Origin of the sequence: Gilliamella sp. Choc5-1, assembly GCF_001690595.1 — a bacterium.
GTDB classification, from domain to species: Bacteria; Pseudomonadota; Gammaproteobacteria; order Enterobacterales; family Orbaceae; genus Gilliamella; species Gilliamella apicola_M.
The window spans coordinates 38,703-63,145 of the sequence record NZ_LZHH01000123.1 but is presented as its reverse complement, the minus strand read 5'-3'; the positions used below and the strand labels follow the sequence as shown (position 1 = coordinate 63,145).

Annotated in this window: 20 protein-coding genes and 1 other RNA gene; 8 read left to right on the top strand and 13 right to left on the bottom strand. The window is 35.3% G+C overall.

What is annotated here, in order from left to right:
- Nucleotides 1-21: 21 nt before the first annotated feature.
- The 8 genes from rnr to A9G35_RS12270 all read left to right on the top strand — a co-directional run bounded on the left by rnr (nt 22) and on the right by A9G35_RS12270 (nt 9,343).
- On the top strand, nt 22-2,403 hold the full coding sequence (gene rnr / locus A9G35_RS12305; protein WP_218057284.1) for a ribonuclease R: 2,382 nt from the start codon (nt 22-24) through the stop codon (nt 2,401-2,403).
- Nucleotides 2,404-2,507: 104 nt separating this feature from the next.
- A complete protein-coding gene (rlmB, locus tag A9G35_RS12300) occupies nt 2,508-3,269 on the top strand; it encodes a 23S rRNA (guanosine(2251)-2'-O)-methyltransferase RlmB (protein WP_065637113.1) in 762 nt (253 codons plus the stop codon).
- Between the two features lie 426 nt (nt 3,270-3,695).
- A complete protein-coding gene (locus A9G35_RS12295) occupies nt 3,696-5,786 on the top strand; it encodes a BglG family transcription antiterminator (protein WP_065637112.1) in 2,091 nt (696 codons plus the stop codon).
- A 26-nt stretch (nt 5,787-5,812) separates the two neighbouring features.
- Entirely contained in the window at nt 5,813-6,115 is a 303-nt protein-coding gene (locus A9G35_RS12290) for a PTS sugar transporter subunit IIB (RefSeq protein WP_065637111.1), read from the top strand.
- 24 nt (nt 6,116-6,139) lie between these two features.
- Nucleotides 6,140-7,429, top strand: coding sequence for a PTS sugar transporter subunit IIC (locus A9G35_RS12285; protein WP_065637110.1), 1,290 nt, complete (start codon nt 6,140-6,142; stop codon nt 7,427-7,429).
- A 14-nt stretch (nt 7,430-7,443) separates the two neighbouring features.
- Entirely contained in the window at nt 7,444-7,851 is a 408-nt protein-coding gene (locus tag A9G35_RS12280; protein ID WP_065637109.1) for a hypothetical protein, read from the top strand.
- A gap of 11 nt (nt 7,852-7,862) precedes the next feature.
- Nucleotides 7,863-8,720, top strand: coding sequence for a class II fructose-bisphosphate aldolase (locus A9G35_RS12275; protein ID WP_065637108.1), 858 nt, complete (start codon nt 7,863-7,865; stop codon nt 8,718-8,720).
- 11 nt (nt 8,721-8,731) lie between these two features.
- Entirely contained in the window at nt 8,732-9,343 is a 612-nt protein-coding gene (locus A9G35_RS12270) for an AAA family ATPase (protein WP_065637107.1), read from the top strand.
- A gap of 1,638 nt (nt 9,344-10,981) precedes the next feature.
- On the opposite strand, the gene A9G35_RS12260 is transcribed toward A9G35_RS12270, so the two are convergent.
- The 13 genes from A9G35_RS12260 to A9G35_RS12200 all read right to left on the bottom strand — a co-directional run bounded on the left by A9G35_RS12260 (nt 10,982) and on the right by A9G35_RS12200 (nt 24,383).
- The gene (locus A9G35_RS12260; protein WP_065637105.1) at nt 10,982-12,442 is read right to left on the bottom strand and encodes a catalase; all 1,461 of its coding nucleotides are present in this window, start codon (nt 12,440-12,442) and stop codon (nt 10,982-10,984) included.
- A gap of 291 nt (nt 12,443-12,733) precedes the next feature.
- Nucleotides 12,734-13,279: a 5-formyltetrahydrofolate cyclo-ligase gene (locus A9G35_RS12255; RefSeq protein ID WP_065637104.1), complete on the bottom strand. Its 546-nt coding sequence runs from the start codon at nt 13,277-13,279 to the stop codon at nt 12,734-12,736.
- Nucleotides 13,280-13,308: 29 nt separating this feature from the next.
- Nucleotides 13,309-13,490: non-coding RNA, 6S RNA (gene ssrS, locus A9G35_RS12250), on the bottom strand.
- Between the two features lie 64 nt (nt 13,491-13,554).
- Nucleotides 13,555-13,839, bottom strand: a complete 285-nt coding sequence (zapA, locus tag A9G35_RS12245) for a cell division protein ZapA (RefSeq protein WP_065637103.1) — start codon at nt 13,837-13,839, stop codon at nt 13,555-13,557.
- A 7-nt stretch (nt 13,840-13,846) separates the two neighbouring features.
- The gene (gene dxs / locus A9G35_RS12240) at nt 13,847-15,703 is read right to left on the bottom strand and encodes a 1-deoxy-D-xylulose-5-phosphate synthase (RefSeq protein WP_065637102.1); all 1,857 of its coding nucleotides are present in this window, start codon (nt 15,701-15,703) and stop codon (nt 13,847-13,849) included.
- Between the two features lie 27 nt (nt 15,704-15,730).
- Nucleotides 15,731-16,603, bottom strand: a complete 873-nt coding sequence (gene ispA, locus A9G35_RS12235) for a (2E,6E)-farnesyl diphosphate synthase (protein ID WP_141673883.1) — start codon at nt 16,601-16,603, stop codon at nt 15,731-15,733.
- Nucleotides 16,593-16,838: an exodeoxyribonuclease VII small subunit gene (gene xseB, locus A9G35_RS12230; protein WP_034910657.1), complete on the bottom strand. Its 246-nt coding sequence runs from the start codon at nt 16,836-16,838 to the stop codon at nt 16,593-16,595. Before xseB ends, ispA begins: the two co-directional genes overlap by 11 nt.
- Before the next feature lie 66 nt (nt 16,839-16,904).
- A complete protein-coding gene (rmuC, locus tag A9G35_RS12225; RefSeq protein WP_442903183.1) occupies nt 16,905-18,197 on the bottom strand; it encodes a DNA recombination protein RmuC in 1,293 nt (430 codons plus the stop codon).
- Nucleotides 18,198-18,259: 62 nt separating this feature from the next.
- Nucleotides 18,260-19,234, bottom strand: coding sequence for an elongation factor P--(R)-beta-lysine ligase (epmA, locus tag A9G35_RS12220; protein ID WP_218057282.1), 975 nt, complete (start codon nt 19,232-19,234; stop codon nt 18,260-18,262).
- 64 nt (nt 19,235-19,298) lie between these two features.
- Nucleotides 19,299-21,659: a glucans biosynthesis glucosyltransferase MdoH gene (gene mdoH, locus A9G35_RS12215; protein ID WP_065637098.1), complete on the bottom strand. Its 2,361-nt coding sequence runs from the start codon at nt 21,657-21,659 to the stop codon at nt 19,299-19,301.
- A 38-nt stretch (nt 21,660-21,697) separates the two neighbouring features.
- The gene (locus tag A9G35_RS12210) at nt 21,698-23,260 is read right to left on the bottom strand and encodes a glucan biosynthesis protein G (protein WP_081300221.1); all 1,563 of its coding nucleotides are present in this window, start codon (nt 23,258-23,260) and stop codon (nt 21,698-21,700) included.
- A gap of 18 nt (nt 23,261-23,278) precedes the next feature.
- A complete protein-coding gene (locus tag A9G35_RS12205) occupies nt 23,279-23,941 on the bottom strand; it encodes a hypothetical protein (protein ID WP_034910661.1) in 663 nt (220 codons plus the stop codon).
- Nucleotides 23,942-24,143: 202 nt separating this feature from the next.
- On the bottom strand, nt 24,144-24,383 hold the full coding sequence (locus A9G35_RS12200; RefSeq protein ID WP_065637097.1) for a YecH family metal-binding protein: 240 nt from the start codon (nt 24,381-24,383) through the stop codon (nt 24,144-24,146).
- Between the last annotated feature and the right edge of the window lie 60 nt (nt 24,384-24,443).

The following is a 24,443-nucleotide window of genomic DNA, read 5'->3' as shown; positions in this document are numbered from 1 at the left end:
TTAGTCACAGGATATTCCTTTATGATAAAAGACCCATTTTTTGACCGCGAAGCCGAGAAGTATGATTCCCCAATTGCCAGTCGAGAGCTTATTTTAGATTACCTTAAACAAGAAGCAAAGCCTGCCAGTTTAGAAAAAATTGCTCAAGCTGTTGATATTAAAAATGATGAGCAAAAAGTGGCATTGCACCGGCGTTTGCGTGCTATGGAGCGCGATGGTCAGGTGGTGTTTACACGTCGTAAGTGTTATGCCTTGCCCGAAAAGTTCGACATGGTCAAAGGTAAGGTTATTGCCCACCGTGATGGTTTTGGCTTTTTGCGGGTAGAGGGTAATCCTGAGGACTATTTTTTAGCACCAGAACAGATGAAAAAAGTCCTACAAGGCGATGTAATTTTAGCCCAGCCTATCGGCACGCAATACCGAGGTAAAACCGAAGCTAGGGTAGTGCGAATTTTAGAGCCGCGTAGTAATCAAATTGTTGGCCGTTATTTTATCGAGCAAGGCGTTGGTTTTGTGGTGCCTGATGATAGTCGTTTAAACTTTGATATTTTAATAACAGGTAAACCCGATCGCACCGTGCGCATGGGGTCGGTTGTAGTCGTTGAGTTACAACAGCGACCAGAGCGTCGTCAAAAAGCGGTGGGTGTGATTAAAGAAGTGCTTGGCGAAATGATGGGCACAAATTTAGCCATTGATATTGCCCTACGTAATCATGAAATCCCTTATGAATTGCCAAAGGCTGTTGAAAAAGAGGTAAGCAAATTCACTGAACAAGTGCCAGAAAGCGCTAAAAAAGGGCGAAGAGATTTGCGACAATTACCTTTGGTAACAATTGATGGTGAAGATGCCCGTGATTTTGATGATGCGGTTTATTGCCAAAAAAATCGTGGTGGTGGCTATCGGTTATGGGTGGCGATTGCGGATGTGAGTTATTATGTTCGCCCTAGTAAAGCATTAGATAAAGAGGCTTGTTTGCGTGGTACGTCGGTTTACTTTCCGTCGCGCGTGGTGCCTATGCTTCCTGAAGTTTTATCTAATGGGCTGTGTTCATTAAATCCGCAAGTGGATCGCTTATGTTTGGTTTGTGAAATGACGGTGTCTAATCGTGGGCGTTTGACGGGGTATGAATTTTATGAAGCGGTAATGAACTCACATGCTCGGTTAACGTATACCAAAGTGGCGAAGATTTTAGAGGGCGATGAAGAACTTCGTGAGCATTACCGTGATTTGGTACCTCATCTTGAAAATCTTTATGGACTTTATAATGTGCTTGATAAAGCACGGGTTATTCGTGGTGCGATAGGATTTGAATCAGAAGAGCCGAAATTTGTTTTTAATGCCGATAAACGTATTGAAAGTATTGAACTGGCACAGCGAAATGTGGCACATAAAATTATTGAAGAGTGTATGATTTTAGCCAATGTGGCTGCGGCAAAATTAGTGATTAAAGCAGATATTCCTTCATTATTCCGTGTGCATGACAGGCCTGATGAAGATCGCATTAATAATTTGCGTAGTATTTTAAGCGAACTTGGGTTGTCGCTTGGGGGCGGAGCTAATCCTAAACCTAAAGATATCGCTGAATTAATGACCGTGGTTGAAACGCGTCCTGATCATGATATGCTACAAACGGTTATTTTGCGCTCCATGAAGCAGGCTATTTATGATCCTGAAAACCGCGGCCATTTTGGTTTAGCGCTTGAGGAATATGGACATTTTACTTCACCAATTCGTCGTTATCCTGATCTACTTTTGCACCGTGCGATTAAATGGATTTTAGCTGATGAACAACAAAAAACCAGTAAAACAGGTGGCTACCGTTATACCACTAGCGAAATGCTCTATTTTGGCGAGCACTGTTCCATGACCGAACGACGTGCCGACGAAGCGGTGCGTGATGTAGTTGATTGGCTAAAATGTGATTACATGCAAGATCATGTCGGCGAGGTTTTTAACGGTACGATTTCGAGCGTGGTAAACTTTGGTTTCTTTGTGCGATTAGACGATCTATTTATTGATGGCTTAGTACATGTATCATCGCTAGAAAATGATTATTATACGTTTGACGGTTCGCGCAATCGTTTAATTGGTGAAAATACGCGTTTTGTTTACCGTTTGGGTGATAAAGTGCAAGTGAAAGTCGATAATGTTAATCCAGAAGAACGTAAAATTGATTTTTCATTGGTTGGCAGTAATAATAAGCCAAAACGTCTGGGTAAAACGGCAAAAGATAAGTCCAAACAAGTCAAAAACGATCAAATTGCCGATTTACCAATAAAACGAAAAGGCAAAAAATCAACCAGTAAAAAAAGTAGCGCGAAGCCAAATACTAAGCAAAATACTAAACCAAGTACTAAATCAAGTACCCCAAAAAAGCAAAATCGAACGCTAAATCAAGCATGAAAGCAAGTGCTAAAGTTGAAGTGAAAGCCAAAAGTAAAAAACGTAGTAAATCTAAATCAACCAATAAAACTAAATAGTTAATAAAATAAAAGAGTAACAAATAAATGAGTGAAACAGTTTATGGCCTGCACGCCATTGAAGCATTATTAGCACGTTCGCCAGAAAGAATTATTGAAGTATTTATTATTAAAGGGCGTGAAGATAAACGCCTTCTTGCCGTTGTGCGTCAATTAGAACAACTTGGCTTGCCTGTAAAAATTGCTAATCGTCAATGGTTAGATGAAAAGTCAAAAAACGGCGTGCACCAAGGTATTTTAGCCATGGTTACGCCGAATCGAGGTTATCAAGAAAATGATATACCTTTGCTCATGGAACAACAGCCAAATCCAGTTATTTTAATTTTAGATGGTGTGACTGATCCACACAATTTAGGCGCTTGCATTCGTACTGCCGATGCCGCTGGGGTTGATTTTATTATTGTGCCAAAAGATCGCTCCGCACCGCTAAATTCCACCGCACAAAAAGTTGCCTGTGGCGCAGCTGAAAGCGTGCCTGTGGTTAGAGTAACCAATTTGGCACGTACTATGCGAATGCTGCAAGACGAGTATCAAGTTTGGATTGTGGGTACCGCAGGCGAAGCAGATAAGACGCTTTATCAAACCGATTTTTATAAAACATCAACACAAACCACACTTGCATTGGTAATGGGTGCTGAAGGTGAAGGCATGCGTCGTTTAACCAAAGAACACTGTGATGAATTAGTCAGCATTCCAATGGCGGGTATTGTGTCATCACTAAATGTATCGGTAGCAACTGGTGTATGCTTGTTTGAAATTGTTCGGCAAAAATCCCTTGTTATAACTTAATTTAAATAATTATAACCGTATTACTTATCTAACGATTTAAATTTTATATTAAATCAATATGTTGTGTTAAGCCAATACGGTTAAAACCGTCATAAAAATATATAATTAAATATCATTTTTATTAGCTTGAATTTTTCATTCATCTTTAAAAAGCTAAATAAGCCGATAAGTATCGTTTGTTAAAAAGTTTCAGGAAAACCCTACGTTTAAGTATAAAGTTATTATCTTTCAATTAGTTATCTAATTCAGTAAATTGTAATTTTATTAAGCATATTCCTACTTATACTCTTTCATAAAATGTTTATTTTCATGATACAAATAGACATCATCCAATTTTTTGCCATTTTTATTGGCAAAAATACCAACTAGGTAAGCAAATCTATCTCACTTATACTTAATCTATGAAGTAAATAGGTGAATAACTCTATGCGAACAAGAACCATTGAAGTATTTAAAAAATTTATTTCAATCGACTATCCAGTTACTGTCGAAATGTTGTCAGAAGAATTTCAGATTAGTGTGCGAACTATTCGTAACGAAATTCAGGAAATTAATCAGTTTTTAACACAAAAAAAGTTACCTTTAATTTCAACAGTACGTAGTAAAGGTTTTATAATCAATGCGTCACAAGATGAAAAACAGTTAATTTATAATGCATTATTGGGCATACCAATCTCATCGATTTTAAATAAAGATGAACGTCAGTTTGATTTGTTATTGTCCATTGCTTTCTCTGCTTCTCCTACCATTTTAAGCCATAAAGAAAATGTATATTTTGTATCGAAAAGTGTTTTAGATGATGATATTCGTAAAATCAAGGCTCGATTAAAGAAATATGACATTGAGTTAATTAGCCAACCGAAGCAAGGTATGCAGTTCATTGGTTTAGAGCGCTCTATTCGTTTAATGATGTATGAAGCTATTAATCAGTATGCAGGTAATTTGGAACTAAATAGACCTTTACATGAATTAAGTTTAATACAACAGCAATTGTTTAATTATATTCCTCAATCACTTTTTCATAAATTATTGCAATTAGCTCATCAAACTATTAATCGAATTCATGATGAAATTTATGTTCAACAACTTGTGATTTTTACTGCTATTTGGGTTGTTCGAAACCAACAACATCATCATCTCACCATGATAAGAACTGATTTTAATAATAATGATTTGGGTGAAATAGCTAAGTTTATTCATTTAACTTGTCAACAGATTGCTTTGCAGATAAGCAGGCAAGAGCAACAATACATCATTTATATGTTAGAAGCGTTTAATACCAAGGATATTAATAATTATGTCGAATGGTTAAATGCCCAGTTATTAGCTATAAAACTAGTTAATTATGTGGAAGATAAAACACAAATTCCATTTTCGACCAAACAAGAGCAATTATACGAGAACCTATGCAAACACTTAGCTGGGCTTATCGCTAGAGTAAATAATAATATTCACATTATCAATCCATTGCTCGATAGCGTTAAACAAAACTACAGCGAAATTCACGCCGTTATTACCACTTTTATGCACGATTTTGAAACAACGTTGAGTCATAAAATTTCAGATGATGAGATCGCATTTTTAACTATCCATTTTTCGACTTTTGCTAGCGCAATTAATCAAGATCGTAGTTATTATTTTAAAGCTGTAGTGTTATGTGATCATGGCATTGCAACTTCTAACTTACTTGCTCAGACGCTCAAGGAATTTTTTAGTATCGATATTTTGGCAATTTTAGGCCGTAATGATCTGGTTTTGTTGGATCAACTTGATTTTGATTTGATATTTTCTACATTTCCATTACAGCACTCAGGTCACCCTGTATTGGTGTTAGAACCGATTTTAAAAGAAAAAAATCACCCTATTATTACTGATTTTTTAGCTAAACACAGCACTAATCAACGGGTTGTAAAGCATTTAGTAGATGCGACCGATCTGTTTTATTCACTTGTCGATTTAATTAAAGAAAGTGGCGGTATTGTGTCTGCTCCTATCTATAACCAACTAGAAAAGTGTTTAGCGCTCAATAATCTTAAAATCAATAAAAGGAAAATTCAGCCTATGTTGAAAGATATTCTTACTGATGATGACATCATATTGCAGCAAGATAGTTCAGATTGGCGACAAGCGATCAAAATTGCTGCTGAGCCGTTATTAAAAAAACAATTTATTTTACCTTCCTATATCGAAGCCATGATTAGCTCCGTTGAACAATATGGTCCATATATAGTAATAGGCAAGAATTTAGCTTTGGCTCATGCTCGACCTGAAGACGGCGTAAATCAATTAGGGGTGAGTGTGGTAACCATGCGTCATGCTGTTGATTTTGGTAATTCTGAAATGGGTCCGGTAAAAATTATATTTTGTTTGGCAGCTATCGATTCGTTTTCTCATCTCAATATTATGCGCAGTTTGATTGAGTTGATTAATGATGAACAAAAACTTGAACGCTTAACAATGTGCCATTCGGTACAGCAATTTAAGACAATTTTATTTAATGATCCCGAGTCGGATTGACCATTAAACCTGTAGGAGGATAGAAGATGAGTAATTTAACCATTTTATTTGTTTGTGGTGCAGGACTAGGCAGTAGTTTTGCTGCACAAATGGCGACCGAAGATGTACTAAAAGCCAAAGGTATTGAGGCTAAGTTAGATCATACCGATATTTCATCTGCCGCGGCAATGAACGCCGATATCATCATTACGGCTGAAAATTTCCGCCCTCAGTTTGCTAAATTTAATATTAGCGAACAGACCTCAATTGTCTATCTCAAAAATATTGTATCGAAAGCTGAAATCGATGAAAAGTTAAGTCCAGTTTTGCAACAAAAAGGACTACTTTAAATTCAGAAATAGGAGAATAACATCATGAATGTGATTAACTTTATTATTGATAATATTTTAACTCAAGCTTCGATAACGATCAGCTTAATTGCTATGTTTGGGTTGATTTTACAACGTAAATCAGTAGGACAAGTTATTTCAGGAAGCCTTAAAACATTATTGGGCTTTCAAGTGCTTAATGCAGGGTCAAGTATCATTGTGGGCAGTTTGACTTATTTTGGTCATATTTTTACTGCTGGTTTTAATATGCAAGGGATTATTCCATCTATTGAAGCAATCAATGGGCAAGCAATGAATCAATTAGGATTAGGCCGTGATATTGCCCTTACTTTTTTGATGATTTTTATTTTTAATATTTTAATTGCTCGTTTTACACGCTGGAAATATATCTTTTTAACTGGTCAGGCAATTCTTTGGATGGCAACCATGACCACCGTATTTGGAAGTTTTGCTGGACTTTCAGGGGTGCCCCTAATTGTTGTTGGAGGTCTTATTGGTGCACTTTTTGCTGTATTTATGCCAGCTATTGCTCAACCAATTATCCGAAAGGTCACTGGCTCTAATGATATAGCACTTGGGCATTTTTGTACAATTGGTTATTTGTTTGAAGCAGGGGTTGCCTATGTGGTCGGCGAACGAGGTGAAAACAAACATTCAATTGAAGATATGAAATTGCCTAAATCATTTGAATTTTTGCAAGATACTTATTTATCGGTCATGGTGGTAATGATACCACTTTATATTATTACCGTTCTTTTTGCTGGTGAAGAATATGCTTCAACATTGTCTGGTGGACAACATTATGTGATGTATGCCTTTACGCAAGCGATTATTTTTGTAGTAGGCATCTATGTGTTATTAGCTGGCGTTAGGTTATTGCTCGGCGAAATTGTGCCAGCATTTAGAGGCATTGCGATGAAAGTTGTTCCTAATGCCATACCTGCACTTGATTGTCCGGTGTTTTTCCCTTATAGCCCTAATGCGGTAATTTTAGGGTTTATTACTACGTCAATTGGTACGGTGATTGCGATGTTAACCTTGCCAGTTTTTGGATTAGCCATGATTTTACCAGGCATGCTAACTAACTTTTTTGCGGGCGGTACAGCTGGCATATTTGGTAATGCAGTAGGAGGTCGTCGTGGAGCACTTATTGGTGGTATTGCACATGGATTTTTTATTACTTTGTTACCGGCATTGCTTGTGACTATCTTTAACCAAATGGGCTTTATTAATGCAACCGCAACCGATGTTGATACGGTGACTGTGGCGTTACTTTATGCATGGATATTAAGCCCAATATTAAAGCACTTTTAATTTAGGAGCGTAATATGTTCAACTTTTTTAAAAAAAAGCAGCCTAAAGTGCTATCAACCCAAAAGTCAGAAGTAAAAAGCAGTCTGTCATCAGAGCAAATCGAACAAATTGAACAAAATATTAACCAGCTATTACAACAAATTGACCAAACTGATGATGCGGTAGTTTTAGCCGCATTATGCGAAAAAGCTGGACTGTTATATTGTCAATTAGATCGTGCTGATTTTGCAATTGAATATTTAGAAAAGAGTTTACAACATAAAAAATCAATTGGAGAGGGTTATAAAGCATTGATGAATTTGTACAACCATAAACGTGCCGATGCAGCACAAAATGGTTCGATGCACGATATTGATTTTTGGATGAATAAAATGGACTCAATGCGCAATATCGCCAAACAAGTTACAGTTCAACGAGATTAAAGGAAATTATTATGTATACCACACTAAAAGATGTCACATTATTAGCTCAAAAACTCAATTTTACCGTGGGCGCGTTCAACACGCATAATTTAGAAATGTTGCCCGATATGTTACGCGCAGCGAAAGAAGTTGGTGCACCAATTATTATACAAACTAGTGTTGATACTGCACGTTATATTGGTTTTAAAGTGCTCGTTAATGCGGTAAAGGCCATTGCCAATGAAGAGATTGTTGATGCTGTATTGCATTTAGATCATGCAAAAAGTTTTGATGATATTAAAGAAGCGATCAATAGTGGCTTTACCTCGGTGATGTTTGATGGTTCTTCTTTACCATTTAAAGAAAATATTTTAAAAACCCGTGCGGTAGTTGAGTATGCACATGCGCGCGGTGTGTCGGTCGAAGGTGAGTTGGGTACAATTGGGGGAACTGAAGAGGGCATTCATGTCGATCCTAATGATCGAATCTATACTAAACCAAATGATGCTTTAGAGTTTGTTAAAGCAACGGGTATTGATGCCTTGGCTGTTGCCATTGGTACTAATCATGGGCAGTTTAAATCAAAAACAGAGGTGAATATTCCTTTATTGAAAGAGATTCACGCTATGGTAGATATTCCACTGGTGATTCATGGCGGTACAGGCGTTAAAGAAGAAGATTATCCTGAGCTAATTAATAACGGTATTCGTAAATTTAATGTAGGCACTGAATTATTAGTAAATTGGACCCAAGTTGCCAAAGATAAGTTTGCTGATACCGAAGTGAATAAATCGTTACGGCACAATGTTATTCCGGCTAATCGAGCTGTTAAGGAAATTGTCAAACATAAAATGAGTTTGTTTCTTAACGTTAATAGTCGTATTAACTAAGGTATGTAAGCATGCAGAAATATTTAATTTTACTGGCAGGCTGTCCATGTACGGGGAAAACCTATCTAGTTAATCAATTGCAACAGAAATTTAAAGATAGCTTTGTTATAACCCCTGATGAAGCTAAAATTTTATATGCTGAGTCAATCGGTTTTAACTGTAAAGCTGAAAAAGAAGCGTTAGAGCACAAAGTTTGGCAATTTTATTACGGTGTTTTACAACTGTATATGGATGCAGGTAAAAGAGTGATTATTTCTGAATACCCATTTAGTGATAAACAAAAAAAGCAACTGAGTGAATTTGCTGAGCAATATCACTATCAAGTGATAACCATTCGCTTAGTTGCTGATTTTGATGTGATATGGCAACGTCGTTATCAGCGTGATCGTTCACCTGAGCGCCATTTATGCCATATTATGCAACATTATCATTATGGCGATAGGTTAGAAAATCGAAATCTTGCTGATGATTTAATTACTAAGGAGCAATTTTATCAAGTCTGCCAAACACGACAATATGATCAATTTGTTTTAGGTAAATTGCTCGAAGTTGATGTAACGGACTTTACTAAAGTGGATTACTCATTATTATTCAATGAGTTGAATCAAATAATTAAGTTATAAATAGCACTATTATAAAAATGATAATGCCGGCTAAGTTTAGTCGGCATTATGCAGAGGGTTAATTGTTCGCTCACGCTACAATGTATTGGCTAAATAAGTAATTTATACTCGTGAGTACTGCCTAATATTTTATCTATGGGAAGCATTTATCATTGCTTGAAAATACATTTCTTATATATTTTTTCAATCCAAAAAATTGAGTAGTGACAGCATAATAAAATAGCTGGGTATATTATAAAATTAAGGGTAACCCATGATGATATCAGCAAATCAATACCAATCGAATTGATTAAATAACGCTGATATAAATAAGGATCTTGAATTAACTGATAAATAATTATAAAAATGAGGCTAATTAAAATGCCAATAAGTAAACCACAAAAGACTAAACCTGACGGTTTTTTTATTTTGTTTAAAATGAAGATTGAAATAAGAATAAAACAGAAATAACACAATCCATAATACATTAAATAATAATATTCAGGTGTATGGTATTGTCTTTTGATAAAACGATAACACCATTGATAACTTAACAATCCTCCAACACAATTAAACAATAATATAATAATTAGCTTAATGATTTTCATTGACTAGCCTTTTTTTTATCTTCAATTTCTTTAACTGCTTTATTTAAAACAGTATATATACAATATAAACCATCAAAAGCAATTGTTCATTATTATTTTTAGTTGTAGCAGATTATTTAATAGGGATAAATTTAATACTTTAGTTTATGCAGTTATATTGCTTAATATGTAGGAACTACTCGCATTGTTTACAGTAATTTAAGAAACAACTGTAATAAATATACATAAAAAAAACAAAACTAATGTCCTATCACAAGCAAGCGATATAACGCGGACGCCATAAAGAAAAATAACCGTTACTCATTAGGTCAAACACTCTATGGTCATTCGCTAGAGCATTTATAATATGCTAAACAAGCCTGATGAAAGCTGTTTGTGCCTTTAACCAGTAAGAACCAATGTTATAAAACCATCAGCTAGGGTATTAAACGTTTGTTTAAAATCGAAAAACCCATTGAAAATAAATTAAGACGGCAAGCTAAAGGCGATAACAAAACCTGTATTTTGTATCTGTTTGATTTTTAATGTTTTTATACATAAACGTAGTACACTCCTGAAACTTTTTAACAAAATATTATAATATCTTGATTTATTTAGATAAACTGTGTGATAACTGGTATATCAAGCAAAAATCACCTGCCTATAAACTAATGGAAAAGCTGAAAAGCGTGATACGAACTTTGAATTGAAATGCGGCATAAGCAGCCAATATTTAGCGATGCAAAAGAGTGAAAATAAAAGCTTAAACGCTTTATTGGTTTTTATCATACCGTTAAACCGCATAAAGCGATTTCAGGGAAAACGCCTTATGATTTTTAGCGGATTATTTTAATCATAAAGTGTAAATAACTTGGTGTTTACTTACACTTAATATGACCATTTTGATAGCTGTTGACTAATTTAATTTATAAGCTATGGTAATACCGTGTAGCCTAGTGGGTGAAAACTTTCCTATAAATTTTGTGCGATTATCGATGTGTATTTTTTATCGGTAGTTGTAGCCAACATTCTAAAATGCCGACGAAGTTAGTCGGCATTGTTATTTTAAGTACTAACTTTTTATTAGGTCAATATCAATCCCTAATCCTTTGGCAATTCCTGAACCATAATCAGGATGGACTTTGTAAAAGTGTTTGAGCTGCCTGATTTGAATGTCTTGATTGACGTTTTTCATTGATCCTGCGATATTATCAATAAGCAGTTGTTTTTGATCAGGCTGCATTAAATTAAATAGTGCGCGTGGTTGTGAGTAATAGTCGTCATCAATACGATGATCATGCCTGTCCATTGTGCCAGCTGGTACATGCATTGGCGGTTCGGCATATTGTGGCTGTTGTTTTGGTGCGTTATCGACGCTATTAGGCTCATAGTTAGGCGCATTATCTGGACTATAAAAGCGCATTGCGCCATCACGTTGATAATTATGAACAGGACATTTTGGAGCATTGATCGGTAGTTGTTGATAATTAGTTCCTATACGATAACGATGTGCATCGGCATAAGCAAAGATTCGACCTTGAAGCATTTTATCGGGTGATAAACCTGTTCCAGGAACTACATTACTTGGTTCAAATGCTGCTTGTTCAACTTCAGCAAAATAGTTTTCAGGATTACGGTTCAGTTCCATAACGCCGACTTCAATTAATGGGTACTGTTTTTGTGACCATACTTTAGTGACATCAAATGGGTTTTCTGGATGGTTGTTAGCTTGTTCTTCTGTCATTACTTGTATGTAAAGTCGCCATTTTGGATAATCTCCTCGCTCAATGGCTTTGAACAAATCTTCTTGTGCTGAATCTGGATTAGTTCCATCCATTTCTGCTGCTTTTTTAGGATGAATGTTTTTTATTCCTTGCTCAGTTCTGAAATGCCATTTAACCCAAGTGCGAACGCCATCTTTATTGATTAAGCTATAAGTATGGCTACCATAGCCGTGCATATGGCGGTAACCATCAGGGATTCCGCGATCAGAAAATAAAATAGTAACTTGATGAAGTGATTCTGGTGATAAAGACCAAAAATCCCACATCATTTGTGGATCTTTTAAATTAGTTTTAGGGTCACGTTTTTGAGTGTGAATAAAATCAGGAAATTTGAGTGGATCACGAATAAAAAATACAGGGGTATTATTGCCTACGATATCCCAATTTCCTTGTTCTGTATAAAACTTGACTGAAAATCCACGAGGGTCGCGGGCGGTGTCTGATGAGCCACGTTCTCCACCAACTGTTGAAAATCTTGCAAAAAGAGGGGTTTGTTTACCTATCTTAGCAAATATACTAGCGTGAGTATATTGAGTGATATCATTTGTTACCGTAAAGGTACCGTGTGCGCCAGAGCCTTTGGCGTGTACACGTCTTTCAGGAATATTTTCACGGTTAAAATGGGCTAGTTTTTCAATGAGTTGATAATCATCAAGCAATACTGGACCACGAGGGCCAGCAGTTCGAGAGTTTTGATTATCGGCTATTGGGGCACCGTTATTGGTGGTTAGGACTTTTTTTTCTGACATTGCAACACTCCTTTCTAGTATATTAAAAGCGCTTTTTTAAATTAAAATAATCAATTAATTTTTGAATTTAAAATTACTAATACATATATATGGGACGGTAGTGCATAGTAAAAAGCTGGATATTGGGGGGTTTCAATACGTTAAAATATATTTAAACTCGCAACATCTAATTTATATCTATAAATTTGTGTATTTCTAAATTTAAGGTTCTCAATGGAATAATACACTAAATCATTTATTTTTTGATAATTATGAAAATTTTGACAATTTTCTAAATTGTTATCAATAAATTCAAGCGTAAATAATTTCGGGCAATCGAATATCCCAAGGTTTGTTCTCAATATGTTGGACTTTTTGGCAAGCAAAAGCAAGTCCAATTGGTAAAATTTGTTGAGTTTTATAATTTGCTAGTAATCGGTCGTAAAATCCCCCCCCCATTCCCATACGATAACCTCGTTGATCAAAAGCAACTAGTGGCGTAAAAACAATGTCGAGTTGATGGTAAGGAAGTACATTTAATACATTTAACTTTGGTTCTAATATACCAAATTTATTTTTTATAAGTTGAGTTTGGCTAGTATATTTTAAGAAGAGTAAATGTTTAGAGGAAAAAGGGTGAATAATAGGTAAATAGACAGATTTATTTTGTTGCCATAAAAACTCTATAATAGGCCTAGTTTCGACTTCGCCATCAAATGATAAAAATATGGCAATATTTTTTGCGGTTTTAATGGCTTGATGGTGAAAAATTTGTTGATATATCGTTAGTTGAGCAATATTGCGTTCTGCTAGGGATAGTTGTCGCCTTTTTTGACGAATTGTTTGCCTGATGTTCATACCGTTTTACTTTTTATAAAAAGGTCGAAAGAAACTCCAAGATGTCGTTAGGGTCGTAACCCTTGAACCCGAGGTTCAAGGTGAACATCGTGTTTTAATTTTTAGGTTTCCTTACAAGTAAGGCATACTCACCAATTAAAAATCACTCCGTTCTTAAGATAAGATTATCGGCTCAGGGGACTAACCCATATCGCGAGCATCTCAGAGGTGATTATTATGATACAAAATTTATCAGATCATACAATACCATTTGTATTAAATTTACAATTTAAATATTAGTTGTTGGTATTTAGTGCAGAATCGAGTAATTGTTGTAGCATTTTTAGTCGATCGCTAAATTCATTGCTTTTTTGTTTTTCTTTTGAGAGTTCGTAAGAAATATTCAGTGCCGCAGTAATAATAAGTTGATCACTATTAACCTGAGGGGATTTTTCTCGTAAATTTGTTAAGCGCTCATCTAAATCTTTTGCAGCACTATTAAGTGCTTCGACTTCATCAACAGGACAATTGAACTTTAGTGTTCGTCCAAAAATTTGAATAGTGACAGCTTGAGTTTCCATATTTAACCTATTGATTCATAAAATTATTAATTTTATCGATAATGTGTTTTTGATCTAGCCCTATTTCTTGTCTTATCTCACTTTGAGATCCTTGAGGAATAAACCTATCAGGGAGTCCAATATTTAAAACATCACATTTTATTTTTTTCGATAACAGATATTCACCGACGCCGCTACCAGCACCACCTTTAATACTGTTTTCTTCAATGGTGACAAGTATATTATGAGTTTGGCTTATGTGCAAAAGGACTTTTTCATCAAGTGGCTTAACAAAGCGCATATCGATGACTGTAGCATCAATTTGCTCAGCAGCTTGTAAAGTTTCTGAAAGTAAAGCGCCAAAATTTAGTAAAGCAATATTTTTTCCTTGCCGACATAATTTAGATTGCCCTAATGGAATGGCAGTTAATGGCATAAGCTGTGCGCCACTGCCTTCACCACGAGGATAACGCACTGCAGCAGGTCCATTATGTAAATAGCCTGTGTAGAGCATTTGTCGGCATTCGTTTTCATCGCTTGGGGTCATGATAACCATATTGGGTACGCAGCGTAAATAACTTAAGTCAAATGCGCCTTGGTGGGTTTCGCCGTCGGCGCCAACAATACCTGCACGATCGATGGCAAACAAGACAGGTAAGTTTTGAATAGCAATATCATGAATCACTTGATCATAAGCGCGTTGCAAAAAAGTTGAGTAAATAGCTACAACAGGTTTTAATTCACTAATTGCAAACCCAGCAGCAAGGGTTACCGCATGTTGTTCGGCTATTGCAACATCAAAAAATTGGTTAGGATAACTAGTTGCAAATTTTGTCATACCTGAACCTTCTCGCATTGCTGGGGTTATTGCCATTAAACGTTTATCATTTTGCGCCATTTCGCATAACCAATCGCCGAATACTTGCGAATATGTTGGCACAACTTTTGGAGTAGTAGGTAATATGCCATCATTTGGATTAAATTTTGGTACGCCATGCCATAAAGTCGGATCTTTTTCAGCTGGTGCGTAGCCTTTTCCTTTTTGTGTTATTACATGAAGCAGTTGTGGACCTTTCAATTGGCGAACTTTTTGTAAAGTTGCGACCAATCCATCAATATCATGCCCATCAACAGGACCTATATAATTAAATCCAAGTTCTTCAAATAAGATAGCTGGTGTGACTAATCCTTTTAAGTGTTCTTCAGTTTTTTTTACAAGCTCTTTTAATGGTGGAATATTAGCTAATATACGTTTGCTATTTTCCCTAAAAGATGTATAGGCTTTACTTGATAAGATTTGGGTTAGATGTTGGTTAAGTGCACCAGTATTTTCAGAAATTGACATATCATTATCGTTGACAATCACTAGCATATCGGACTTAACATGACCAGCGTGATTCATCGCTTCAAATGCCATACCAGCAGTTAATGCTCCATCACCAATAATAGCGGCTACTTTTTTGCCGGATTGTTTTTTTTGTTCACTAATTGCAATACCAAGCGCTGCACTAATTGAAGTTGAAGAATGACCTGTGGTTAGTACATCATATTCACTCTCATTACGATGAGGAAATGGATGAAGTCCCCCTTTTTGACGAATAGTAAGCATTTGATCTCGTCGACCAGTCAAAATTTTGTGAGGGTAAGCTTGATGACCAACATCCCAAATAATTTTATCAAAAGGTGTGTGATAAACATAATGCAAGGCTGTTGTTAATTCAACCACACCTAGTCCCGATGCTAAATGACCACTTGATTGACTTACGCATGCGAGTAAATATTGTCTAAGCTCGTGACAAATAGACGATAACTGTGACTGAGGAAAACATCTTAGATCCTCAGGCGAGTTTATTTGTTTTAACAAAGGGTAATTATCTAAATTCATTATGTAATGCTGTATTTTAGCTAGTTATTAACTATTGCGATTAATAATATAACCAGCAAGTTCCTGTAATGGCTGATTATTATAAGGTATTTGTTTTAGACTATCGATAGCTTGCTGATAGAGTTGCTGGGTTAGTTTTACTGCGCTATCTAGCCCAATTAATGCAGGGTATGTACTTTTTTCATGAGTAAGGTCTGAACCTTGGGGTTTACCCATAATAGATTGCTCGCCAATTATATCTAAAATATCGTCTTGAATTTGAAATGCTAGCCCAATTGCTTCAGCATAGCGATCGAGTATTAGCTGATAAGGTTTAGCTATTTCACCGCATGCAAAAGCACCCAAACGGATTGCCGTTTTGATCAATGCTCCTGTTTTATAACAATGTATTTTTTGCAAATGTTCAAGATTAATTGATTGATGTGTGGCCTGTAAATCAAGTGATTGACCAAGGCACATGCCATTAACGCCACTGGCATGGGCAAGTTCAGTTATCATATTAATTTTAGTTTCAGCATCGATTAATTTACTTTTTGCTAGTATTGAAAAGGCTAAACTTTGTAAGGCGTCACCAGCAAGTATTGCTTGAGCTTCACCAAATTGGATATGGCAGGTTGGTTTGCCACGGCGTAAGTCATCATTATCCATTGCAGGTAAGTCATCGTGAATTAATGAATAAGTATGAATTGATTCAATGGCAGCAGCGACTTCATCTAACTTAGAAAGGGGGCAATTAAACATTTGTCCAGTTAAATAGACTAAAATAGGTCGAATTCGTTTTCCACCAGCTAGCAAGCTGTACTCCATTGCTTGTTGAAGTTGAGATGATTCAATTTGTGAAATATAGGTGGTTAAAAACGAATCAATTCGTTCTTGTAATGGCTTTAAACTATTCATTATCATCATTTGAGAATTCTGACAGTTCGGCGTCACTATTTTCAGATAATAAAATCTGAATACGTTGCTCAGCTTGCTGTAACTGTTTTTGTCCTGCTTTTGCTAATTTGATCCCTTTTTCAAACTCATTTAGTGCTTCGTCTAATGGTAGATCGCCGTTTTCTAATTGAGCTACAATGGTTTCGAGCTGTTTAAGTGTCTCTTCGAAACTTACTTCTTTGTCTTGCTTTTTTGCCATATTCAATTCCTCTTTGCGTGCGATGAGTATACACTTATTTCCCATAATCGTGAATCTAGGTTTTGTTTATTTACTCTCATTTTCGTTATTCAATTCATCCATTGATAATAAGGTAATATCTGGATTAATCGGTTTTTTAACTTCGACACCCATTTCACGAAATCGTTCAATTTGTCCAATTACATTTCCACGACCTTTACATAATTTATTCATGGAATTTTGATAGGTTTGCTGAGCTTTGTCTAAACAACTGCCCAGATTTTCCATATCTTCAACAAAGCCACGCATTTTGTCATATAATTTGCTTGCTCTATCGGCAATAAGTTCAGCATTACGATTTTGATATTCAAACCGCCATAAATTATGGATAGTCCGTAATGCAACTAATAAAGTAGTGGGGCTTACTATCATAATATTACTTTTCAGAGCATCGTTAATTAATGTTGGGTCATTATCTATTGCACTTAAAAATGCTGGCTCGACAGGAATAAACATCAAAATATAATCTAATGAATTAATTCCAATAAGTTTATGATAATCTTTTTGACTAAGTTGTTTTAAATGGTTACGCACAGCCGTTAAATGTTCGGCCATTGCTTTTGCTTTAACGTTTTCGTCATCACTATTAAAATGGCGTTCGTAGGCAACCAAGGTCACTTTAGAATCAATAACTACATCACCTCCTTGCGGTAAGTGAACAATGACATCAGGTTGTAATCGTTGATTGTTTTCGTTGGTTAGATTAACTTGTGTTTCGTACTCATAACCTGAACGTAATCCTGAATTGTCCAGAATTTGACTTAGAATAAATTCTCCCCAATTCCCTTGGGTTTTGTTATTGCCTTTTAACGCATTAGTTAGATTGGTTGCTTCTTTACTCATTTGTTCATTAAGTAGTTGCAAGTTACGGATTTCATGCGTCAGTGTGTGGCGTTCTTTTGCCTCTTCTCCAAAACTATCTTGTACTTGTTTTTTAAAACCTTCTAGTTGCTCTTTTAGTGGCGAAAGTAAAAAATCAAGGCTTTGCTTATTTTGTTGTTCAATCTTTTTGCCACTCTGTTCAAAAATACGATTAGCTAGGTTTTCAAACTGAGTCGTAAGCCTTTGTTCGCTTTGTTCTAGTATGGTTTGTCGTTCATGTGTTGCACTTAACGTTTCTTCTAAACGCGTTTTGAGTTCACTAATTTTAACATTCTGCGCTAGATTTTGTTGTCGATACTGCTCTAATTCATGCTCAAGTTGTTTTACTTGAATTACTAAAGTTTGGTTTTCTTCCTTTTTTTGAATTAGTTGTAGATCGAATAGTTGCTGTAAATTATTAATTGTTGATTGAGATTTTATAGCAAATACAAATAACATTAAGGCAACAATCCCAATAATAATGGCAATCCATTCGGTTAATCCTAAAATATTGAACATAATTAAGCCCTTTCAAAAGTAAATGAAATGACATCATCTAAGTTGTTGCTCTCTAGGGCGAGCATAATTAAACGATCTAATCCTACAGCAACGCCAGCACAGTCTGGAAGTCCTGCTTCCATTGCGGCTAGTAACTCAATATCAATATTTTGTGTAGGTAGATTTTGGTTAGCACGATCTAAATTATTTTGTTCAAAACGCATTCGTTGTTCTTGTGCATTAGTCAACTCTTTAAAACCATTAGCAAGTTCAACACCTTTGTAATAGAACTCAAATCGGCTAGCTACACGATGATCTTCTGGGCTAATAGCGGCTAATGCAGCTTGTGATGCTGGAAAGTTAAATACAGCAATAGGCTTGTCTTGACCAATATGTGGTTCAACACCGAAAGTGAATAAGCATTGTAACAATCCATCTTTATCATAATTATCTGTGTTAAGTCCGATATCAAGCTGATTTGCTGCATTGACTAAGGTTGCGTGATCGGCTTCCAAAGGATCAATATTAAGATGTCGTTGAAACGCTTTTTGATAAGAGATGCGTTCAGCAGGTTCACAATCTAAAATAGTTTGTAATAGGTCATCGACTTCATTAATCATTTGCATCATATCAAATTGGATGCGATACCATTCTAACATGGTAAATTCAGGGTTATGATAACGGCTGACTTCTTCATGATTACGAAAACATTTACACATTTGATAAATTGGTCCACTACCAGCAGCTAGTAAGCGTTTCATATGATATTCAGGGCTAGTAATTAATGACATGTTTCGCCCTTGTTGATCATCGATTTCACCAGGCTTTAAAAACTTAGTGTGAAAAGAGCTTAAATGTACGTCTGTTACTGCATATTGGCTTAAGGTAGGTGTTTCGACCTCTAAAATACAGCGATCAGCAAAAAATTGACGAATTTGAGAAACAATTTTTGCGCGCTTAAGTAAATTATTTATAGGTGCAGAAGGTTGCCAAGTCATAAAAATATCCATGGATTTTGATAAGTTACTAAAAAGAAGTGAAATAGGGCAAAAGCCCTATTTCTTATTGTTGGCGTTCATTTTGCCATATTGAGAACAAATTGTCGTATTTTTCTTGTTGCTGCCAAATATGACGATGTAATGCGGAAAGAATAATTGGGTCTTCTAAAATAGCTAACTGCTTTTCTTTACTCATTTTTTCTAAGTCTATGTGTTGATATTGTTCAATAAGCTCATTGCGTTTTTGTTGGTTTTTATTATTAACTCTATGTCTTGAAGTCGATAAAGCGCAAGTTAGCGCATTATATATAGGATCGACCAACGCCATAACAAAGCCATGCTCAACAAATGCAGTTTCAGTTTTAATTAAATATTCGCCTGTAAGAGTAACAGCTCTTGTAGGATGCGTTTCTTCAGGGGTTAAAAATAGTCCTGCTTTTTTTGCCTTCATGCCGATACTTGAAAGCCCAGATACTCTAATTACTAAAGGTGAAATGGTTAAAGGTATTAATATGGCTATATACCAATAAGTAAATTGTGGATTTAACCAGACAATTACTCCTAACCAGACAATACCTAATAATGAAAGTGGCCAACAAAAATAAAATGACTCGCCCCATGTTAAAGCATCGTCACTTCGGGATGGTGATTTCCATTGTATTTTACTGCCCATCCATGCTTTTAGTACAAATTTACTATGAAAGATCATACGTATTGGTGCTAAGATCATAGACCAGATCATTTCAATTAGTATTGATAAGGTTAATTTAAATATACCACCAACATCTTTTGCTCCAGTTCGAGCTATAATAATGCCATAGCTAAAGAATTTTGGTGCAAATAGCAAGACCATGGTGGTTGATAATAGTTGAATGGCTAATTGTTCATCCCACCTTGGCCAAGTTGGGTAAAATTGGTTAGGTTGGAAGAAATATTGAGGCTCAGAAATATTAAACACCAATAATAATAGTGTCGAGAATATTAAAAATACCAGCCACAATAATGACGAAATATAAGCCATGCCACTAGTAGCAAACATTAAACGATGGGTCAATTTAATACCACTTTTGAAGATTAGTCTTAAATTAATTAAGTTACCCATACACCAGCGATTATCACGTTTTAAATCTTCAATCATATTACCGGGAAGCTCTTCATAACTTCCATTCATATTATAAGCAATCCAGACGCCATAACCAGCACGACGCATCAGAGTCGCCTCAACTAGATCATGCGATAAAATATGAATTGGACCCTTACGTTTTTGCAATGGCGATAATATGCAATGCTCAATAAAAGGTTTTAAGCGAATCATTGCATTGTGACCCCAATATTGTGCTTCGCTTAGTTGCCAAAAGTGTGTGCCAGAGCAAAATATATCACTATAAATCTGATTGGCAAATTGTTGAATACGTCCATAAAGCGTGGTCATTCTGACTGATTTTGGCGGTGATTGTAAAATACCTGCTTTAGGTGTCATTTCCATCATGGCGATCATTTTTAAAATACAATCGCCTGTCATGATACTATCGGCATCAAGGATCATCATGTATTCATATTGGTGCCCCCAACGACGGCAAAAATCATCAATATTACCACTTTTACGTTTTACTCGGCGTTTGCGATGGCGATAAAAAACGTTGCAACCATTGTTTTGTTTTGCTGCATTAAATTCAGCCCAAGCTTTAAGTTCGTTCACATATAGATCGGGATCGTTAGTATCACTTAATATATAAAAATCACAACAAGCTGCGTGGCCTGTTTCAGCTAAAGATTGATAAGTTGCTTGTAACCCAGCAAATACTCGAGCAACATCTTCATTACAAATTGGCATAACAAGAGCGGTTCGATGCTTTGCGTCGATATGTGATGCTGGGTCCTTGGGAATAGGAATAGTGTAACGGTCTTTACCCATGACGGCTAAAATTAGGCCCATAATGCTGGTCCAAAATCCAATGGAGATCCAACAAAACAAAATAGCAAACAGGATAATAATCGCCCCTTGTATGATATAAGGTATTATGCTGTAGATGGCTAATTCAGGATTGATATCCCAATTAGTCATAAAATTGATTTTTTGCCAATTTTGGTATGGTAATAAAGAAGATAGATAAGTGGTTCCATAATATGTTTGTACTACAATGAGTGCAAACATAATAAAGCGTCGAATTATAGCTAAAATATTAAAGTTATGTTTTGACTTGGCAATATAGCGCTGGTTCCAGATTTGAGGTTGAATTGAAACGCGTTCAACTTCAGGATAACTTGGTTGTTGTTTTCGCTCATCAATAAAAGAATCAGTATCACCAATCTGATTTAAACGATATTTTAAGAACTCGACATCATCAGGTGGTGTTGTATTATTTTCATATTTTTGACGCCAAACTTCAGCACCAGGTAGATTTGCAAAGTAATCTTTTTTCATATTTTTATCTTATTATAATAATAATGACTATTACATTACTATTGTGCTGGGTATTGCCCACTCCAAGTTTCAGAAATCACTTCATTAGTTGCTTGCGAAGCAAGTTGTACACGAATATCTGTTGCCTTTTTACTATCTTGGACGTTGAATCTAACAATTACACGCCATCCTTTTATTATTGGATTGTATTGTGAATCACAGCTTACAATAGAGCCGTTAGTAATACTTGAAATAGCTTTGACTGGGTCTTTTTCTGATAATGAAGGACCAGCGAAGTCAATCACGTACGCATTAGAGCCATCAAGTTTACGAATTAAATTAGCTTGTTTTATATCGCCGAGTGATAATCGGGTACTAATAGCTTTTGCGATATTATTAGGATAACGCTGTAATTCATGTAATGAATAATGTAAGCGGTATTTTATATCAAGTACATCGCCTGCTTTGTATTGTTTTTTAGGTACCCAAAACGCAACAATATTGTCGTTAGTTTCGTCAGCAGTAGGGATTTCAACTAATTCGACTCGTCCTTTTTGCCAATCGCCTAAAATTTCAGTCCAAACGCTTGGTCGTTTTTCATAGTGATCATCGAGATCTTGATAATCATCAAAACCTTTATCACGCTGAATTAAGCCAAAAGCTTTTGGGTTTTCTAAGCTATACGATGAAAAAGATAGACGTTTAGGATTATTTAATGGACGCCAGATCCATTCGTTATTATTTGCTAATATTGATAGTCCATTAGAGTCATGCATTGCAGGTCGATAATTTAACAATGGTGATGGCTGATTAGGCCCAAATAAAAACATACTGGTTAGTGGGGCAATGCCAAGTTTTTTTACAGAATCGCGGAAAAAGACCTTAGCTTGAACTGTAACAGTAGTATCAATACTTGGAATCAATGTAATTTTATAAGCACCAGTTACGCTTGGTGAGTCAAGTAATGCATAGATGACTAAATGTTTTTGATTTGGTTCTGGTCTTTCAATCCAGTATTCTTTAAAACGTGGAAACTCTTCACCAGACATTTCTCCAGTGTTAATGGCAAGCCCTCTTGCCGAAAGACCATAGCGTTGATCTTTACCTACCGCACGAAAATAACTGCCACCAAGAGCTGAAAATATTTCATCATCGGTTTTTGTTGGGTTATTAATTGGGTAATGGACTTTAAAACCAGCAAAACCCAAATTTTTAGTATCTAGTTTATCAAGATTAATCTGGCTTAAATCAAAATAACTAGGATCATATTGTATTGGAGTTATTTGGTTATTAACAATTTCATTGATCTTTATTGGAACATCAAAGTACATTCCTTCATGATAAAACTCAAGTTTGAAACGACTTTTTTGATCACCCCAGTAAGCTTTTTTATGATTAAATAAAATTTTTTGGTAATCAGCAAATTGTAAAGATGCTAATTCATTAGGAATATTTTTAGATGGTTGAACATAAGCTTTTTTAGATAGTTTTTCAGCTTTTTCAACTACATCATCAAGCGAAAAAGCCCATGCAGAAAAACTAATACAAGTAGCTGAAGCTATGCAAAGCACCTTGCAAATTAAAGTTTTATTAAACTTATGAATTGGAAATAAATTGCACATAAAAGACTCGCGTTAGTATTATCTAAAAATATTGAAATAATTGATAATATTGTTTTTTGGATCATCTAAGCATTTCTCAACGTAATCCACTTTCATTTCTTGAAGAATGCTTGGGTTTTCGTTTATTAGGAAGTAAGAATAGTCATCTTTAGTAATCTTTGCTTTTAAGGATGATATATCTTGTTCTGACATTCTAAATTGTGGTCGAAAATATTGTGTTATTTTTGCATTATCTTTTGTATAAATTGCTGCAACGAAATCAGCTGAATATTGGCAATAACTTTTTATATTGTTTTCAGTTGCTTTTATTTTACTTAGTTCCATATTATGTTCGGCTTGGTTTTCCTCAACTACTTTTTTGAGTTGCACATGATACTTTAATTTATATAGTTCATTTAAATAAAAATTCAATACACAAGAGGAGAGGTTATTATCGCCTTTACAATTTAGAATACCTTGTTTAATAATGTAGTTATCGAAGTTTTTATCACCAACAAACCGAATTAATTGATTTTTAGCATCAACAACATAAGGGTCGTTAGTTTCAGTTTGTTGTTTTAATAGAGATAGTTGCTCTGTTTCGGAAATTGGTTCATTATTTTTTAAAGGTAAATTTTTTTTTGCACAACTTGTGACAAGAATAGCAACAAAGGTGCATATAAGGATATTACTTACTTTCATTTATCAAATTCCATGAGCATATTCTTTAGGTTAATTTTAAAGCGAGCAACTTTGCCACTAATTTAGTCACGTTATTAGTAACAACAGCCACTTATAACGATTATTGCTGTAGCGCGAAATTATATACTCTTATTAATTTAAAAAACACTAGCAGATTAAATTAAATTTATAAAAATTGTACTTTATATACGGTCAATTTTTTCTAATGTTTGCATATTTTTTTATTATCGACCGTAAATTTAGTTTCATGATCAACTGAGGGTTTAAATTTCCCCTTTGCTTTTAAAAAAGCGATCAGTTGCTCGGCATTCATGTTGGATTTTGAACAAGTATGAAATATGGCATCTTCTCCAAACTTGCTTTTGATAGCATCAAGTAAAGAAGATTCGGTATAATTGTTTCCACTCATCATATGCAATACTTCGTGTCCATGAATTGACATTATAGCCTCCCTGAATTATTGTTCATTTTAATGATTAATTCATTATTTCTAGAGCTCCGA